At 62.5% G+C, this 16,799-nt stretch carries 17 protein-coding genes and 1 riboswitch; of the genes, 8 read left to right on the top strand and 9 right to left on the bottom strand.

What is annotated here, in order from left to right; translation table 11 throughout:
* Positions 1-96 precede the first annotated feature (96 nt).
* From CUV01_RS12690 to CUV01_RS12680, 3 genes are all read right to left on the bottom strand, one after another.
* Positions 97-1,095 (bottom strand): GGDEF domain-containing protein, encoded by a 999-nt coding sequence (locus tag CUV01_RS12690; RefSeq protein ID WP_232962220.1) that lies wholly within the window; start codon positions 1,093-1,095, stop codon positions 97-99.
* A gap of 62 nt (positions 1,096-1,157) precedes the next feature.
* Positions 1,158-1,742 (bottom strand): heme NO-binding domain-containing protein, encoded by a 585-nt coding sequence (locus tag CUV01_RS12685; protein ID WP_101460800.1) that lies wholly within the window; start codon positions 1,740-1,742, stop codon positions 1,158-1,160.
* Positions 1,743-1,865: 123 nt separating this feature from the next.
* Positions 1,866-2,150, bottom strand: a complete 285-nt coding sequence (locus CUV01_RS12680) for a DUF3572 domain-containing protein (protein WP_101460799.1) — start codon at positions 2,148-2,150, stop codon at positions 1,866-1,868.
* 230 nt (positions 2,151-2,380) lie between these two features.
* On the opposite strand from CUV01_RS12680, the gene CUV01_RS12675 reads away from it, so the two are divergent.
* The 3 genes from CUV01_RS12675 (at position 2,381) to CUV01_RS12665 (ending at position 5,069) form a co-directional block, all read left to right on the top strand.
* Positions 2,381-3,769 (top strand): diguanylate cyclase domain-containing protein, encoded by a 1,389-nt coding sequence (locus CUV01_RS12675; protein WP_101460798.1) that lies wholly within the window; start codon positions 2,381-2,383, stop codon positions 3,767-3,769.
* Positions 3,770-3,960: 191 nt separating this feature from the next.
* The gene (locus tag CUV01_RS12670; protein WP_101460797.1) at positions 3,961-4,383 is read left to right on the top strand and encodes a DUF983 domain-containing protein; all 423 of its coding nucleotides are present in this window, start codon (positions 3,961-3,963) and stop codon (positions 4,381-4,383) included.
* Positions 4,380-5,069, top strand: coding sequence for an NUDIX hydrolase (locus CUV01_RS12665; RefSeq protein ID WP_101460796.1), 690 nt, complete (start codon positions 4,380-4,382; stop codon positions 5,067-5,069). The genes CUV01_RS12670 and CUV01_RS12665 overlap by 4 nt, the downstream gene beginning before the upstream one ends.
* A 5-nt stretch (positions 5,070-5,074) precedes the next feature.
* Here the strand turns inward: CUV01_RS12665 and CUV01_RS12660 are convergent, their stop codons facing one another.
* Complete coding sequence (locus CUV01_RS12660) at positions 5,075-6,685, bottom strand: amino acid ABC transporter ATP-binding/permease protein (RefSeq protein WP_101460795.1); 1,611 nt, start codon at positions 6,683-6,685, stop codon at positions 5,075-5,077.
* Positions 6,682-8,334 (bottom strand): ABC transporter ATP-binding protein/permease, encoded by a 1,653-nt coding sequence (locus CUV01_RS12655; RefSeq protein WP_101460794.1) that lies wholly within the window; start codon positions 8,332-8,334, stop codon positions 6,682-6,684. The genes CUV01_RS12660 and CUV01_RS12655 overlap by 4 nt, the downstream gene beginning before the upstream one ends.
* 183 nt (positions 8,335-8,517) lie before the next feature.
* Here CUV01_RS12655 and CUV01_RS19670 point away from each other — a divergent pair, with 183 nt between their 5' ends.
* Positions 8,518-10,845 (top strand): calcium-binding protein, encoded by a 2,328-nt coding sequence (locus CUV01_RS19670; protein WP_157994853.1) that lies wholly within the window; start codon positions 8,518-8,520, stop codon positions 10,843-10,845.
* A gap of 13 nt (positions 10,846-10,858) precedes the next feature.
* Here CUV01_RS19670 and CUV01_RS12635 read toward each other — a convergent pair whose 3' ends face one another.
* The 4 genes from CUV01_RS12635 to CUV01_RS12620 all read right to left on the bottom strand — a co-directional run bounded on the left by CUV01_RS12635 (position 10,859) and on the right by CUV01_RS12620 (position 13,649).
* On the bottom strand, positions 10,859-11,866 hold the full coding sequence (locus CUV01_RS12635) for an LLM class flavin-dependent oxidoreductase (RefSeq protein ID WP_101460793.1): 1,008 nt from the start codon (positions 11,864-11,866) through the stop codon (positions 10,859-10,861).
* Positions 11,867-11,953: 87 nt separating this feature from the next.
* A complete protein-coding gene (locus CUV01_RS12630; protein ID WP_101460792.1) occupies positions 11,954-12,505 on the bottom strand; it encodes a GNAT family N-acetyltransferase in 552 nt (183 codons plus the stop codon).
* A 113-nt stretch (positions 12,506-12,618) separates the two neighbouring features.
* Entirely contained in the window at positions 12,619-12,891 is a 273-nt protein-coding gene (rpmA, locus tag CUV01_RS12625) for a 50S ribosomal protein L27 (protein ID WP_101460791.1), read from the bottom strand.
* A 5-nt stretch (positions 12,892-12,896) separates the two neighbouring features.
* A complete protein-coding gene (locus CUV01_RS12620; protein WP_101460790.1) occupies positions 12,897-13,649 on the bottom strand; it encodes a 50S ribosomal protein L21 in 753 nt (250 codons plus the stop codon).
* 265 nt (positions 13,650-13,914) lie between these two features.
* Between CUV01_RS12620 and CUV01_RS12615 the strand changes: the two genes are divergently transcribed.
* The 4 genes from CUV01_RS12615 to thiD all read left to right on the top strand — a co-directional run bounded on the left by CUV01_RS12615 (position 13,915) and on the right by thiD (position 16,796).
* Positions 13,915-14,883 carry a putative zinc-binding metallopeptidase gene (locus CUV01_RS12615; protein WP_101462068.1) on the top strand — a complete coding sequence of 323 codons (969 nt, stop codon included), beginning with the start codon at positions 13,915-13,917 and terminating at the stop codon, positions 14,881-14,883.
* Between the two features lie 49 nt (positions 14,884-14,932).
* Positions 14,933-15,274, top strand: coding sequence for an ArsR/SmtB family transcription factor (locus tag CUV01_RS12610; RefSeq protein ID WP_101460789.1), 342 nt, complete (start codon positions 14,933-14,935; stop codon positions 15,272-15,274).
* On the top strand, positions 15,271-15,741 hold the full coding sequence (locus tag CUV01_RS12605) for an SRPBCC family protein (protein WP_101460788.1): 471 nt from the start codon (positions 15,271-15,273) through the stop codon (positions 15,739-15,741). The genes CUV01_RS12610 and CUV01_RS12605 overlap by 4 nt, the downstream gene beginning before the upstream one ends.
* A 28-nt stretch (positions 15,742-15,769) precedes the next feature.
* Positions 15,770-15,867, top strand: a riboswitch (TPP riboswitch).
* A 119-nt stretch (positions 15,868-15,986) separates the two neighbouring features.
* On the top strand, positions 15,987-16,796 hold the full coding sequence (gene thiD, locus CUV01_RS12600; RefSeq protein ID WP_101460787.1) for a bifunctional hydroxymethylpyrimidine kinase/phosphomethylpyrimidine kinase: 810 nt from the start codon (positions 15,987-15,989) through the stop codon (positions 16,794-16,796).
* Positions 16,797-16,799: the final 3 nt, after the last annotated feature.

Here is a 16,799-nt window from a genome sequence, read left to right as displayed (position 1 = left end):
CTGGTCGCTCTTGCCCGACAGTCTTCGTTCCCTGCTGCCCGTCGACGCAAAGACGAAACGTCGCAGCAGACGATCAACGGAAATGCGTCGCCCGCATCAAGAAGGCTCATGCAGCGTCGCCCTTGCCCGCCCCGCATTCTTGGACCGATACAGCGCCGCATCGGCATCGGCCAACATCCTTTCCGCCTCGGGAACCGGGTAGTGCGATGACATGGCGATGCCGATACTGGCGGAGATTCTGCATTCATGCCGGTCAACAACCATCGGACGCTCGATCTCGGCAATGATACGCTCTGACAGCCGGGTCAAAGCATCCGCGCTGGTCATGCCCGCCAGAATCAGAACGAACTCGTCGCCACCAACCCGCGCCACGGTATCGTTGCTGCGGGTTTCACTGCGCAAAATCTGCGCGACACGGCACAGAACCTGATCGCCTGACGCATGGCCGAACTGGTCATTGACCTCTTTGAACCGGTCAAGGTCCAGATGCGCCAGGGCAAAACCCCCGGTCGAGCCGTCGCCCATATCCTGCATACGTGCAGTGGCCGCCGACCGCAGCGCCATCGTCAGCGCCAGTTCAAGGCCGCGACGGTTGTACAGGCCGGTCAAGGGATCAGAGAATGCCTGCGTTTCGGCAACTTCGCGCGCCTCTTCCAGCCGCAGGTTAAAGCGTGACAATTCACCCATGACCGCGCGGTTGGCCTCGTGCAGAAACAGCAGTTCCATCGCCAGTTCTGATGGCGCAAAATCGCTGTCTTTCAGTTCCAGCTCTCTGACCGCATCCGCAAGGGAAATCCCGAAACCAAGGTTCAACAGCAACCTGCCGTCACCGGCCTCGATTGCGTGACCACGCAGCGTCAAGCGCGGCTCATCGACCATCCGCAGCATCACCCGCTCGGACGTGCGGGCAGCCATCTGCAATGCCTGATGGTCATCATCCTGCGGCACGGGACGGGTCAGGACGAATGCCTCGGCCAATTTTCTGACCCCATCGGGCAGCATCTTTCGCAACGTCGGCCCGGCGGATTCAATTGCACCATCGGCAGCAAGCAGCAGATGCATCGGCAACAGGCCGGCAAGCATTGCGGGCGTCACGACCAAGTCATTTTCGTCGTCACCCTGGGCGGTTCGCCCTTCAGCGCTCGGTTTCGGGTCGGTCAAGGTTCCCCTCCGCCAGTCCGTGCCAAACCCGCGCCAAGGTCGAATCCGCGCCCCTTGGTGAACGCCTCATGCGAAACCTGCACCGCAACGGCAGTGCCTTCGACCGCGATCAGGCCCAGCGCGCCGTAGTCATCTGCCATGCTGCGAATGACGCCGGCCACCACGCTGCGCCACTCATCGAAACAATCGGGCATCAAAACACGCAGCTCATCCTCACGCCGCGCTTCGACCTTGATCCGCGGCATGCCGAGGTCGGGCAGGACCATATGGGCCCGGCCCTGCAGTTCTTCCAGAGAGTACAGAAAATCGACGAAATTGCGGCCGGAAAACCGCAACAGCCGCCTGACAGGTTCAAATCGCGTGAGCCACGCCCCCAGGTCCTCCAACAATTCCGCCTCTGGCTTGTCCAGTCGCTGCGCGGCGTTATTGATCAGCGCATAGCTGACCGAATCCGGATATTGACGAACGGTCTGAAACCCGCGCGCGTCAATGCCCGACGCTTCTGCCACATCGGCCCAGAAAACATCGCCATAGGTGTCGCGAAGGAACCCTTCGATCGAACGATTGATCAGACCGTGCATCTTACCCTCTTCACAGCCGATTCTACCGCCGAAACCTTTACAAATAGAAAAGACTTACGCGCGTCGATCACCATCGGCGCGTGCGAACCGGGCCGCTTCGGACCAGACGCGGGATGCAGCGGCTCATCCATCCATGTCTCCGACACCCTGGTGCGCCAGCGAATCACGGGCATACAGTACCGATTCAGGTTTGATCCCCTGGCTCTGGGCAAAGGTCAGTACGCGGTCATCACTCAGCAGGATAAAATCGAGCAGGAATACGGCAAATTCGGGCCGACCGACCGCTTGTCGCAAATCGCCGGGCTCCAGGCCCGACACGTCAAGCAATGCCTGAACCATATCCTGGTCAGCCGCGACGAAACCGAGCACGTTGTCCGCGATCTCTTTTGCGCGTTCACCTGAAAGCATCACTTAGCCTGTTTTCCCTGATTGACCTCTGGATCATTTATCGAATTCCGCACGCATGCAAACATATCCGTTGTTTTTGAAGTATTTTTCTGGTCGCACCGATGCGCTGCTGACGATTTGATCACACCGGCTTGAACCAAAGCAGCAAACTGGTGAGCCGCGGGAAACGCTTTGTTAAACTTTCTCGATCATGCTCACAGCACAAAGAAAAGATCAGGGAATATCCTTGCATGAGCGGACGCATCCTCATCGCAGACGGGCTTGCCACCAATCGAATCACGTTGAAGGTCAGGCTAACCGCTGCCTGTTACGAGGTCGTGACGGCAACCTCGCCGCAACAGGTGTGCGACCTCGCCGCGCAGCAGCGCCCCGATCTGATCATCCTTGGCGCATCGCTTGGGCATGATGCCCCTGTCGCCCTGTGTCATGAATTGTCGCGCAACAGCGCCACGGCGCATATCCCTGTGCTGGTCCAATGCCAGAGCGATCACCTGATCGCCGCGCTCAAGGCTGGCGCAACAGCCGTGCTTGACCCGCGGGTGGACGAAAACATGCTGCTGGCAAGGATCCGCGGATTGCTGCGTCAACGCGACGTTCTGCGCCCCTTGTCCGAGGTCACAGAAACGGTTGCTGCGCTGGACGTGCCGATACGCGGAGATGTGACGCTGGTCGCCGACACACCGGGCCGGGCGCTTGGCTGGAAGCATATGTTGTCGCAGTATCTGCCGTCCCGCTTTGCAATCAACGACGCCGAGCAGGCGCTGGCAGCGGTTGCCCGTGACGATGCGGCAGAACTGTATGTGATTGCGACGGATCTCGAGAATCCGGGTGAGGGTCTGCGGCTGTTGGCCGAGCTGCGTTCGCGCAATGGGTCGCGCAATTCATCTTTCATCGTTGCGGTGCCCAATGGCCGCTCTGATATCGCGACCATCGCCCTGGATCTGGGCGCAGGTGACACGATGCCGCTATGTCTGCAATCGGACACAATGATCGAGGCGACGGCGATCGCTATCAACGCCCAGCTGCGGCAGAAACGTCTGGCGGACAGGCGCCGGGCCGAGGCCGAGCGGCACCATTTGTGGGCCATGACCGATCCGCTGACCGGTCTCTATAACCGCCGCTACGCCTTGCCTCGCCTGACGGCGATCGCGCAAGATGCCCAGCGGAATGGCGAACCCTTTTCTATCCTTGCGATGGATCTGGACCGGTTCAAGCTGATCAATGATCAATATGGCCACGCAGCGGGTGATGCCGTGCTGGTCGAGGTCGCGGCCCGCATCGTTCAGGCAATCTCGGAGCTTGGCATGACCGCACGCGTGGGCGGCGAAGAATTCGTCACGGTATTGCCGGGAATTGGCGCAGAGCGCGCGGCGCAGCTGGCCGAACTTGTCAGGCAGACGGTCATGTCCATGCTGATCGCTTTGCCGATGCGACTGGGGGGCAGGCAACTGTCGGTCACCCTGTCGATCGGTATTGCAACCAGCGACCAGTGCGCACCGACGACCCAGCCGGTCAAGCTGGCCGAGGATGCGCTGGACCGGGCGGATCGCGCGATGCTGGCTGCCAAATCCCTGGGCCGCAACCGTGTCATCCGCGCGACGGCAGCGCAGGCGGCTTAGCGCGGCGCGGGCAAGTCCCTGCCCCCCACGCATCGAACAGCCATAGCGGACCACGGCTGGTCAGTTGCCCGACACATCGCGGCATAAAAGCCTGGCAAGCTGGCTTTCGCCACTGATGCGGCATAATGACAGTGGTTTTGTTGATCCCGGATAGTTACATTGGCCCTGCCCGCAGCAAGGGATAGTAGGATATGGAAAATCAGCAAAGTGATCTGGCACACGCAGATCAACAGAACGAGCGCCTGACCGGCAGGGCGATGTTGAGCGGGGCAGCAGGCCGTTGCCCGTCCTGCGACAAGGGGCGCATCTTTTCCAGCTATCTGAAAGTCAACGACCACTGCCCCAATTGCGGCGAGGCTTTGCACCATCAGCGTGCTGATGATGGGCCGGCCTATCTTACGATTCTGATCGTCTCGCATCTGGCTGCACCCCTGTTGCTGTGGGTTTTTGTTGCTTACCGGCCGTCGACCCCCACCCTGCTGATCGGGTTTTGCGCCGGCACGGTCATTGCCTCGCTGTTCTTGTTGCCCCGCATCAAGGGCGCGATGATCGCCTTGCAATGGGCCCGGCGCATGCACGGTTTCGGCTTTGAGGCCGAGCCCGAGAGCGCATGATCGCTGGCGAACCGCCAATTCGCGACGCAGCGACGGTCGTTCTGCTCAGGCGCTTGCCAGCGGGCCCGGCTGTGCTGATGGGACTGCGCGGCGAAAAGGCCGTGTTCATGCCGTCGAAATATGTCTTTCCGGGGGGCGCAGTGGATGCAGCCGACGCCACGGCCCCGCTGATCGCCGGGCTACCCGAAACCAGCCAGCAACGCCTGACACAAGAGCCACGAGGCGAGGCACCCATCGATATACATGCGCTGGCAGCCGCCGCATTGCGCGAATTGGCCGAAGAAACCGGGCTGTTGATCGGGCGCAGTGGTGGCCCTGCCTCTGACTGGCCGGGCTATGCCGAACACGCCCTCTCGCCCGACGCCAGTCACTTGTACTATGTCTTCCGCGCGATCACCCCGCCGGGGCGCCCGCGCCGGTTCGACGCCCGCTTTTTCCTTGCCGACGCGGCCTGCCTCAGCAATGACCCCGACGACTTCAGCGCTGCCTGCGACGAGCTATCGCACCTGCACTGGGTGCCGATCTCCGAGGCGCGGGCGCTGAACCTGCCCTTCATCACCGAGGTCGTGTTGGCCGAAATTGCCGAACTTGTGGCCCTGTCCGGCGACGGCGCACTCTGCGCCCCCGATACCGTCCCCTTCTTTGACAATCGCGGTCCAACGCCGCGCTTTGCGCAGATCGCCTGATCGCCTCAAAATTCGACGACCCGGTCGGCGGCACGGCGTTCCGCCTGACGGTGCGAGGCAATCAGAACCGCCGCATCGGGCAGATAGGCGCGAATACCCCCGAGGACCGCAGTTGCCGTGGCAGCATCCAGCCCTTCGGTCGGCTCATCCAGCAGCAGAATCTCAGGTTTTCGGATCAGCGCCCGGGCCAATGCCAGCCGTCTTGCTTCGCCCCCGGACAGACCCTGACCCGCCTCGCCCAACAGGCGATCAAGGGGCAGCGGCAATGACACGGCTTGCAGAACTTGTGTCATCTGTTGGTCTGTAGCCTCGGGATCGGCAAGCCGCAGCGTATCGGCGATGCAACCGCTGGTCAGGGCCGGCCTTTGCGTCAGATAGCCCAACGACTGGCGCAAGGTGGCCTCATCCTGCATGCCCCCGCCCATGCAAATCTGCCCCGACAATGGTGCGGACAAGCCGGCGATGGCATCGAGCAGAGTGGTCTTGCCGACCCCGCTGCGCCCGACCAGCGCGACGGTTTCGCCGGGCCTGACGTGCAGATTGACCGGTGACAGCAACGGGCGGTCATCGCGCCCCACCACCATTTGTCGCAGAACCAACCCACCGCGCGGCGCGGCCGGAACCGCCGGCAAGGGCTGTCTGGGCTGGGCCTGCATCAACGGGGTCAGGCGCGCCGCGGCACCGCGCATGCGTCCCAGTTCTGCAATTGCACGCGACAGCGGCATCAGGATCTCGGCCATGGCCAGCGCGGCAAAGAAAGCCAGCGCGGCCTGCGCCGCCCCGATCCGCCCGTCCAGCACGCCATACCCGGCGATCAGCAAAGTGCCCGCTGCAATCACCGTCGTCAGCAGTTGCATGGCGGCATCCGCTGCGATCTCTATGCCGGCCAGGCGCAGCACCGCCTGTCGCGCCTGCCGATCATGTTCGAGGACCCGGTCCCGTGCCCGAGGCAGACGCCCTTCAACCACCAGCAACAGTCGCCCCCGCAGATGGTCGATCATGCCTGCGCGCAAGGACTGGCGCGCAGCCTCGGCCCGTTCGGCTTGGCGCGACGCGGGACCTGCGAATGCCAGAACCGTCAACCCAACCCCTGCCAGCGTCGATATCAGCAGCCACAAGGCCACTGCAGGCAAGACCAGCCACCACATCAGCAGCGCCGCGATCAGCACGCTGCCCAGGCCTGCCAGCATCGGAAAGACCAGCCGGATCGCCAAACTGTCAAGCGCATCGACATCCGATGTGATCCGGTTCAGCGCGACACCCCCGCGCAAACGCGCCTGCACCGCAAAGGGTGCGGCTGTCAGCGCACCCAACAGCCGCACGCGCCAATCGGCCAGTACACGCAGGGTCGCATCATGGGTCAACAACCGCTCGCCATAGCGCGCCGCCGTCCTGCCGAGCGCCAGAAAGCGCACGCCGGCGCCCGGACGAAAGACGTCGAACATGGCCCCTGCCCCGGCCAGCCCGGCGATCCCGGCTGCGGTGACAAACCAGCCCGACAGCCCCAGCAGGCCGACCCCGGCCAGCAGCACCACAAGCGACAGCAGCAAGCCACGCAGCAAGGCCCAACGCTGATCGCGCCACATCGTCGTGAAAAAGGGGATCAACGCGCTCACAGGGCAACCTCGCGCGACATGGCGGCGATCAGGCGCGGATCGTGGCTGGCCACGACCAGCGTGCTTCCGGCGCGATGCAGGTCTTGCAGCGCCGCGATCACCAGCTTGGCCGTCGCATCGTCAAGATCGGCGGTCGGCTCGTCGGCCAACAGCAGCTTGGGTTGGCGCAGCGCCGCGCGCGCGATCATCAAGCGCCGCGCCTCGCCCCCCGAAACACCCGCGCCTTGTTCGCCCAGACGGGTCTGCAATCCGTCGGGCAGCCGGGCGACGATCTGGTCCGCCGCGGCCAGCCTCAGCGCCGCTTGCAGTGCCTCATCCGCCGCAGGATCATCGCCGCAGAGATTCGCCAGCAGCGTATCATCGGTGAAATGCACCCGCTGCGGGATCATCGCCAGCCCGGCACGCCAGCGATCCGCATTGTGCGGCGACAACTGTTGTCCATCGATCAGAACCTCTCCAGGCGCTGGATCAGACAGCCCCGCCAACAACATGAGCAACCGGGTCTTGCCCGTCCCCGACGGCCCGGTCACCGCCACGGCCTCGCCCTGTCGCAGCGACAGATCGGTCAGCTTGCGACTGCCCGCGCGCAAGCCCTTCGTCTGCAGGTTCGCAAATCCCAACGGCGCGGCTGTGCCTCCGTCACCCAGAATCGCATCTTCCTCACGCTCTGTTTCAGCCTGCAGATCACGGGCCAGCGCCAGGGCATCCGCACGATCGTGCCATGCAGCCGCCAGATCACGCATCGGCTGATAGAATGCCGGTGCAAGCATCAGCAGAAAGATCCCCTGCCCCATCCCGATGCCTTGGTCCCAACCGCCGAAGTTCAGGACGCCCAGCAACGAGAAACCGACAAAGATCGCCGTCATCGCCACGCCGATGGCCGAGAACAGCTCCAGCACCGTGCTGGACAGAAAGGCCAGCGCCAGCACCCGCATGGTGCGGCTGCGCAGCCGATCCGCCGACGCGGCAAAGTTGTCCAGCATCGCCTGCGAGGCATCCAGCAGGCGGATATCGGTCAGCGCGGACAGGCGCTCGACCAGCAATGCGTTCATATCGGTGATCTCATCCATCCGCTCTTGGCTCAGCCGACCAGCGGCCATGCCCACCAAAGCCATGAACAGCGGGATCATCGGCCCGGTGATCAGAAAGATCAGCGCCACCACCCAGGACACCGGCAGTGCCACGGCGATGATCAGCACAGGAATGACCGCCACGCGCAAACGTGCCGCCGTCCAGCGCCGCAAATAGGGCAGCATCAGCGCCAGCTTGTCGGTCGCCAGCGCCGCGATTGCCGCCGCAGGCGGGGCGTTCGCCCAGATGCCACGCTGATCTGCCTGTGCTAGCATCGCGGCGCGCTGCCGGGCGGTCACGGCGTCACCAGCCCGGGCCAGCATCTGCGCAGCCACCGCATTCAACGCAGCGCGCAGGGCGCCGATCACCGCAAATCCGGCACAACCCAGCATCAAGGTCGTGCCCGCAGCCTCATCCCCGGCGGCCAGCGCAGCCAGCGACCATGCAATCAGCGCCGCCTGAGCGATCCACAACGTCTCGGCCAGCACGGTCAGAAACGCGGCATTGCGCAACGGTATCGCCTGATCCGCCGTCAGGCGGGCAAGATTGTCTTTGGCGCTGGCATCCTGGATCGTCATGCCCCCCGGCTGACAAGATTTCCACGCCGCCGTCAATGCGGCGCTTTGCGCATGATGTGCCCAAGTACCTGTCACGCAAGAATGTCTGATCGCCCGTTAATCAAAGCTTAGTCCTGCGTTGCTAGTTTGCGCGTGCCGGCAAGGCGCAAGACCGACAGACAGGAAACACGGGAACGTAATCTTATGCCTCAACCTATCACCATGATCGATGGCGACAGCCGCGGTAACCGGCTTACCGGCACGTTGGGCAACGATCTGATTCGCGGCCTGACTGGCGATGACAGCATCTCGGGGCTCGACGGTGATGACAGCATTCTGGGCGGTGACGGCGACGATACGCTTTATGGCGATGACGGCGACGACACGATCGACGGGGGCGCGGGCAACGATGTCCTCGACGGCGGCGCGGGCAGCAACAGCCTGATCGGCGGCGCCGGCGATGACGTCTATTTCGTCGAGCATACCGAAAACACGATCATCGAGGCGGCGGGGCCCGCTGGCGGTTATGACCGGGTCTATTCCCGTTGGCACTACTCGCTGGCCAGCAACGCGCAAAATGTAGAAGAGCTTTATGCGATCGGCTCTGGTCCGATCGATCTGACCGGCAATGCCCTTGCAAACCGCATCTTTGGCAACAGCGATGCCAATGCCATTCTTGGTGAAGGCGGCGATGATCGGCTGTTCGGTCTGGGCGGCGATGACACGCTGAATGGTGGCACCGGCGCCGATACCCTGGATGGCGGGGCCGGAAACGACGCTTACTACGTCGACAATCCCGGCGATCTGGTGATCGAAAACGGTGGCGGGCACGATACGGTCTACAGTTCGATCAGCTTTGATCTGCAGACCGTCGAAGGGCTGGTCGAAGAACTGACGCTGATCGGCACCGCGGCCCTTTACGGCTGGGGAACCGACCGCGCCGACCTGATCCGCGGCAATTCCGGCAATAACCGACTTTTCGGTCGAGGTGGCGACGATGTGATCGATGCCGGAAACGGCGATGATCGACTGGAAGGGGGTGACGGAAACGACTGGCTGGATGGCGGGGACGGCAATGACACCCTGATCGGCAACCTTGGCATTGACACATTGCTTGGGGGGGCCGGCGACGACATCTATCTTCTTGAAGATACGCTGGATGTAATCATCGAAATGCCCAGCAATGGCTGGGATCAGATCTGGATCGACGGCACCATGACCTTGCAGGGCGCCTACCGGAATATAGAGATCCTGGTCCTGCAGGGCACGGGCGATCACGCCGGCAGGGGTAACAACGCGCATAACAGGATCGAAGGAAATGAAGGCAACAATTTTCTAAGCGGCGCAGATGGGAATGACACGTTGCTCGGGAACGGTGGCGATGATGCGTTATGGGGCGGAAACGGCAACGACCGACTGGAAGGCGGCTTTGGGAACGACAGTCTGCAGGGGCAATCTGGCCATAACCTGATCTTCGGAAATGCCGGTCATGATCTGCTGGTTGGCGGCGATGGCAATGACACGATGTGGGGCGGCGACGGCAATGACAGCCTTATCGGATGGGCGGGAAATGACCATCTGCACGGGCTGGCGGGCAATGACTTTCTCAACGGCGCTGCCGGCGATGACCAGCTGACCGGCGGACATGGCGATGACACCGTCCACGGCGGCACCGGGGATGATTTCATCGCGGGCGAAGGCGGGAATGATTCTCTGATCGGTGGCAGCGGACGCGACACGATGGACGGCGGCGATGGAAATGACACGCTGTGGGGCGGCGATGGTGATGACTATGTGCTGGGACAGACCGGAAACGATGCCCTGCAAGGACAAGCCGGAGACGATTTACTGGTAGGCTATACCGGCCATGACACACTGAACGGCGGCCCTGGCAATGACGATCTTTGGGGCGGTGATGGTGACGATCAGCTATTCGGTGGAGACGGGCAGGATACGCTACGAGGGCAGAACGGGCATGATCATTTGCTGGGCGAAACTGGTGATGACACCTTGTTTGGTGGCCATGGCCGCGACACGCTGGATGGCAATAGCGGCGACGACTATCTGGCGGGGCAGACAGGAAACGACCTGCTGATCGGCGGGCCGAACAACGATACGCTTGACGGCGGCGACGGGCATGACCTGCTGTTTGGCGCGACCGGAAATGACACGCTTAACGGTGGCAATGGCAACGACACCCTATGGTCCGGAGGTGGGAACGACCGGCTGATCGGTGGCAACGCAAATGATCTGCTCCGCGGCGAAGCTGGCAACGATACGCTGACAGGCGGCGCCGGTGCGGATGAATTCGTGTTCGAGCGCGGTGGCGGGCGTGACACCGTCACCGACTGGCAGAACAACGTCGATCACCTGCGCTTTCTGCCCAGTACCGGCATGAACAGCTTTTCCGAGGTGATGGGTTATGCCCGGCAGATCAATGGCAACGTCCAGTTCGATCTGCCCGATGGCACGGTCGTGGTGCTGCTGGGCACACAACTGCAGCAGCTGGATGCCGGAGATTTCCTGTTCTGACCCGATCCGACCGTCAGGCCGTTTGGCCCGGCAGGGACTGCATGGCCTCGGCCGCCAGTTCAAAACTGCGCAGGCGCGCCGCGTGCTCGTGGATCTGTCCGGTCAGGATCACCTCGTCCGGGCGATATGTGTCGATCATGCCGGCCAATTGTTCGCGGATCTCGGCAAGATTGCCGACGGCACTGACGCGCAGCGCCTCGTCGACCATCCGGCGCATCGCAGGGGAAATCTCGGCGTCCAGATCGTGGGTCGGACGTGGCAACTTGCCGGGCATGCCGCCGCGCAGCCGGGCAAAGGCCAACTGCATCGTCGTGCGCAGATAATGCGCCTCGGCGCTGTCATCGGCGGCAAACACGTTCACGGCCAGCATGAAGCGCGGCTTGTCGTTGCTGGCCGAAGGGCGGAACTGCTCTCGGTAGATCGCAGCGGCCTGGGTCAGGTCACCCGGCGCAAAATGGCTGGCGAATGTGTAGGGCAGCCCCAGATAGGCCGCCAATTGCGCACCAAACAAGGAACTGCCCAGCATCCAGATCGGAACATTGGTCCCCTCGCCCGGCAGCGCACGCACGGCTGCACCCTCGCGCGGCGGGCCCAGATAGTCCTGCAATTCGACCACATCCTGCGGAAAGCTGTCGGCCATCGGATCGCGGCGCAGGGCGCGGATGACGGCGCCGTCACCGCCGGGCGCACGACCCAGACCCAGATCGATGCGATCGGGAAAGGCCGTGGCCAGCGTGCCGAATGCCTCGGCCACGGTCAGCGGTGCGTGGTTGGGCAGCATGATCCCGCCCGCACCCACGCGGATCGTCTTGGTATGGGCGGCGACCAAGCCGATCAGAACAGCCGTCGCGGCACTGGCGATACCCGGCATGTTGTGATGCTCGGCCATCCAATAGCGGTGATAACCCCAGCCCTCGGCATGGCGCGCCAGGTCCAGTGTGTTGGCAATGGCATCTGCCGCATCGCTCCCTTCGGGAACGGGCGACAGGTCGAGAACGGAATATGGGATCGCGTGTGTCATAGCCGATAGCTAGGAAGTCTGCGCGCGCATAAAAAGGGCCGCCGCGCATGACGCGACGACTTTTTTGCAATATCTGCAATCAGCAGGTCAATCCATCCGCCGCAGATAGGTCCAGGTCGGCACCCTCGCCTGACGTGCAACCGACCAGCTTTCGGCGTCGCCCAGATAGGCAAAGCCGCAATTGGTCAGCACTCGGGCTGATCCGGCATTGTCTTGGAATGCCTCGGCAAAAAGGGTCCGCGCACCATGCGGGTTGGCAGCGACCAGTGCCTCGACCGCCTCGGTGGCAAAGCCCGTATTCCAGAAACCGGGCCCGATCCAGAAGCCGAGTTCGGACTGGCTGTCCTCGAGCCGGGTCAGCGACACGACGCCCAGCAACTCGGCCAGCCGGTTGGCGCTGCCGTCGATGGCCCAAACGTCTTCGGCCCTCGTACCTGCTGCCAAAGACCGCCGGATGAATGCCTCGGATGCGCCGGGCGGCAAGGGATGGGGGATGGCACGGGTGCCCTTGGCCACACGCTCATCAGCGGTGTAATGCGCGATCAATCCCGCGTCGCTGTCACGCAGCGGCCGCAAAATGAAGCGCGGCGTTTCGATCACTGCCTGCGCATATGCCTCTGCTGTCAGATCTTCTATCATCTCGCCCTCCCCAGCGGCATGATAATGCCCCCGGCTCAAAACTCGGGAACTCAACGAAAAAGGGGACCGGTTTGCGCCGATCCCCCAACACATCTGTGTCTAAAACCGGCCGGTTACTCGGCTGCCTCGATGGTGGCGGGCAAGATAGACACGAAGGTGCGACCCTTCAGGCCTTTCTTGAAATTGACCGCGCCATCGGTCAGGGCGAACAGGGTATGATCCTTGCCCATGCCGACATTCTGGCCCGGCCACATCTTGGTGCCGCGCTGACGCACGATGATATTGCCGGCGATGGCTTCCTGGCCACCGTACAGTTTGACGCCGAGACGGCGGCCGGCCGAGTCGCGACCGTTGCGGGACGAACCGCCTGCTTTTTTATGTGCCATGGCTCTTAGTCCTTTTTACCTTTGGCAAGCTCTTTGGCCTGCTTGATCCATTCATCACGTTCGATGCGGCCCGAGAAGGACAGCTGATCGTCCATGTATTCGATCTCTTTCTTCTTCCAGGCAGCAACCTGGTCAAAGTGGTAAACGCCATTCTCGTTCAGCAATTCCTCGAGCTTGGGACCAACGCCTGAAATCTCTTTCAGATCGTCTGCCTGACCGTCACGAGGCGCATCCAGCAGGTTGGCCGGGCGGGTACCGACAGCCGCTTTTTCCTCGGCGGCGGGCGCTTCTGCCTTTTTCTCGGCCTTGGGCGCTGCTCTCTTCTCAGCCTTCGGAGCTGCTTTTTTCTCAGCCTTGGGCTCGGCCTTCTTGGCAGCCGGCTTGGCCTCGGCAGCATAGGCAGCACCGGCGGTGCGGGCGCCGATCGCCTCTTTCACGCCAGATTTGTCGCCGCCCTTTTCCAGCACATCGGTGACGCGCAGCAGGGTCAGTTGCTGACGGTGACCACGGGTCCGCTGCGAGCTGTGCTTGCGGCGGCGTTTGACATAGGTGATGACCTTGTCATCCTTGATCTGGTCTATCACTTCCGCCTGAACGGCTGCACCGGCCACCATCGGGGTGCCCAGGGTCGAGCCGACCATGAGAATATCGTTGAACTGGACGGTATCGCCAGCTGCGGCGGCCAGTTTCTCAACGCGCAGGACGTCGCCCGCCTGCACCTTGTATTGCTTGCCACCGGTTTTCATGACCGCGAACATGCTGTGTCTTCCTTTATCTGCCGCGCCCTGTGGCCCCTGCGATTGCAGGCGTTTCGGGATCGTCCCGCCGTCGGACTGCGCACCCGTTCAATCGGGGTGGTGTTGAAAATAACGTACCGGCCAAGGTTATTCGCCCGGCCGGTCCGCGGCTATATGGCGGATTCGACCCACCAAGTCAAGCAATGCCGGCTGACTTTTCATTTCCCGCGACAAGGGAACCTAACCGTCGCTACGGGCTTTTCTTCCTGCCCAAATGGAACAGCCGATGCAACGATTTTCATGCCCCACCTGCGGACGCCGCGCCTATTTTCACAACCTGCAATGTGTCTGCGGTCAGCCCCTGACCTTTGACCCGGGCGCGATGGCGATGCGCAATGACGGCCCCGCCTGCGCCAATCGTCAATCTCTGGGCTGCAACTGGCTGTCTGGCCCCAGCGGTCATTGCCGGTCCTGTGCCATGTCGCAGGTCGTGCCGGTTCTGAACGTAGGCAATAACCTGCAATTGCTTGACCGGGCCGAACGCGGCAAGCGATGGGTTCTGGCCAATATTGCAAACTGGCACTGGTTTTCTGATGACGATCCGGGCGCGCGACCCCGCTTTCTTATGCTGGCCGAGGACACGGGCGGCCGGACCGAGCAGATCACCATGGGGCATCTGGCCGGCGAGATCACCATCAACGTGACCGAAGCGGATGAGTTGATCCGCCTGCAGCGCCGCCGTGAACTGGGCGAGCAATATCGCAGCATGGTCGGCCATTTCCGGCACGAGTTGGCGCATTTCTTTTTTGACCGGCTATCGGTCGCACCCGATTTCCTGCCCGCCTTTCGCCAGATATTCGGCGACGAGCGCACCAATTACAGTCAGGCGCTGCAGATCTATTACGACACGCCGCAGATGCCCTCGGCGGATTTCATCACACCTTATGCCAGCGCCCATCCGCATGAGGATTGGGCCGAAACCGTCGCGCATCTGCTGCATCTGGTCGATTTCACCGACAGCTTCGTCAGCGCCGGCCTGTCGATGCCCGGCGTACCCGACGACTTCCGCCCCTATTTCGAGGACGACACAGATCGCCTGCTGGACGTCGCCGGAAAAGTCGCAATCGCCATCAACGACATCAACCGGGCACTGGATAACGAAGACCTCTATCCCTTCGTGTTGACCGGCCCGGTGCGCCACAAGATCGGCTGCGCCCATCGCTGGATGAAGAACCACCTGACCGAGGGCGCCTGACAGGCGACATCTTGATTATATAACGAATTAATTATATAAACGATTCGTTATGAATGAACTTGATGCACGCCTTGCCGCCCTTGCCGATCCCACGCGTCGCGCGCTGATTCAGCGCCTGAACGAGGGCGAGGCGACCGTGGCCGAACTGGCCGCACCCTTCGCCATCAGCCAACCCGCGATCTCGCGCCATCTGAAGGTGCTGGAGCAGGCTGGCCTGATTGAAACCCGCGTGGACGGCACCGCGCGGCCTCGTCGGCTGCGCCAGCAAGCAATCACAGAAACCGCCGATTGGTTCGGGCCGTTCTTTGCCGCGTTGGACGCCCGTTTCCGGGCGCTGGACGACGTGCTGGCGGCGATGCCGGATGATCCAGATGAAAGGACCAAGCCATGACAAAGTTGACAATGACAGCCCAGGGCGAACGCGACGTCGTCGTCACCCGCGATTTCGCCGCTCCGCGCGAAAAGGTCTGGCGTGCCGTGACGGATACCCAGTTGATGCGGCAATGGATGACCAGCGATTACGGCGCACTGAAATCGCTTGAGGGCGAGGCGGTGGTCGGTGGCCAACACCGCTTTGTCTGGGCAGGTGAAGACGAGGATCTGGTGATGGTCGCCACCTATGACCTGCTGGAACCGCCGGAACTGATCAGGCACCGCGAAACCTGTCCCCAGCATGACTATATGGAAAGCCTGGTCGAGACGCGGCTGATCGACGCGGGCGGCATGACCAAGATGCAGATGACCATCACCTTCGCCAGCGCCGAGGCTCGCGAACAGGCGCTGAGCTTTGGCATGGCCGAGGGGATGGAGGTGATGTACGCCAATCTCGACCTCATTATCAAAGCCGATACTGCTTGACTTAAGCGGCAACCGGCTGCTTCCTGCAACCTTGCGACAGGGGCGCTTGCGCGAGACCGCAGGCTGAGATGCACCCTAGAACCTGAACCGGATAATGCCGGCGGAGGAAGTCGCGGGGTCAGCACCCTGATGCCTGCCCCGACGCGCCTTCGTCGTCAAAGCGAGGGCATAATGGACAATTCCGCAACCTATCTCACCTCTATGCGCAGGGCCATCTGCGGCGCCTCAACGGGACGGCGCTGCGCATGATCCCCAATATCCTTTCTATCGCAGGATCTGATCCCTCGGGCGGGGCCGGCATTCAGGCCGATATCAAAGCGATCTCGGCCAATAGCGGCTATGCGATGGCGGCGATCACCGGCTTGACCGCGCAGAACACACAAGGCGTCAGCAGTCTGCATCTACCGCCTGCCCAGATGCTGTCGGACCAGATTGCAGCGATCCGCGCCGATATCCGCATCGATGCGGTCAAGATCGGCATGCTGGGCAATGCGCAGATCACATGTATCGCGGCCGATGCACTGGCGGGCCTTGCTGCGCCGATTGTGCTGGACCCTGTGATGGTGGCCAAGGGTGGCGACCGGTTGCTGGAACGTCAGGCCGTCACCGCACTTTGCGACCGGCTTTTGCCCATGGCCGATCTGCTGACACCCAATCTGCCAGAGGCCGCCGACCTGCTGGAGACGGCACCTGCCAAAGACCGCATGGCGATGCAGGCTCAGGCCACCGCCTTGCTGCAACTGGGCCCGCGTGCGGTGCTGCTGAAAGGCGGTCACCTGCCGGGCGAGGACAGTCCCGATCTGTTGGCCACTGTGGATGGGATGGATTGGTTCGATGCCGCCCGCCACCACACCAGGAACACCCACGGCACAGGCTGTACGCTGTCATCTGCCATCGCCGCATGGCTGGGTCATGGCGTGCCACTGCGTGATGCCGTCGCCCGCGCCAAGACCTATGTCAGCAAGGCCATCACCAGCGCTGACGAACTGTCGGTGGGCAGTGGACATGGGCCGCTGAACCACTTTCATCTCAGCGCGATCAGCGGGCAGGCCTGAGGG

Source organism: Paracoccus tegillarcae (assembly GCF_002847305.1).
GTDB classification, from domain to species: Bacteria; Pseudomonadota; Alphaproteobacteria; order Rhodobacterales; family Rhodobacteraceae; genus Paracoccus; species Paracoccus tegillarcae.
Note: the sequence above shows the minus strand (reverse complement) of the source record. Positions and strands in the feature narration are given on the sequence as shown.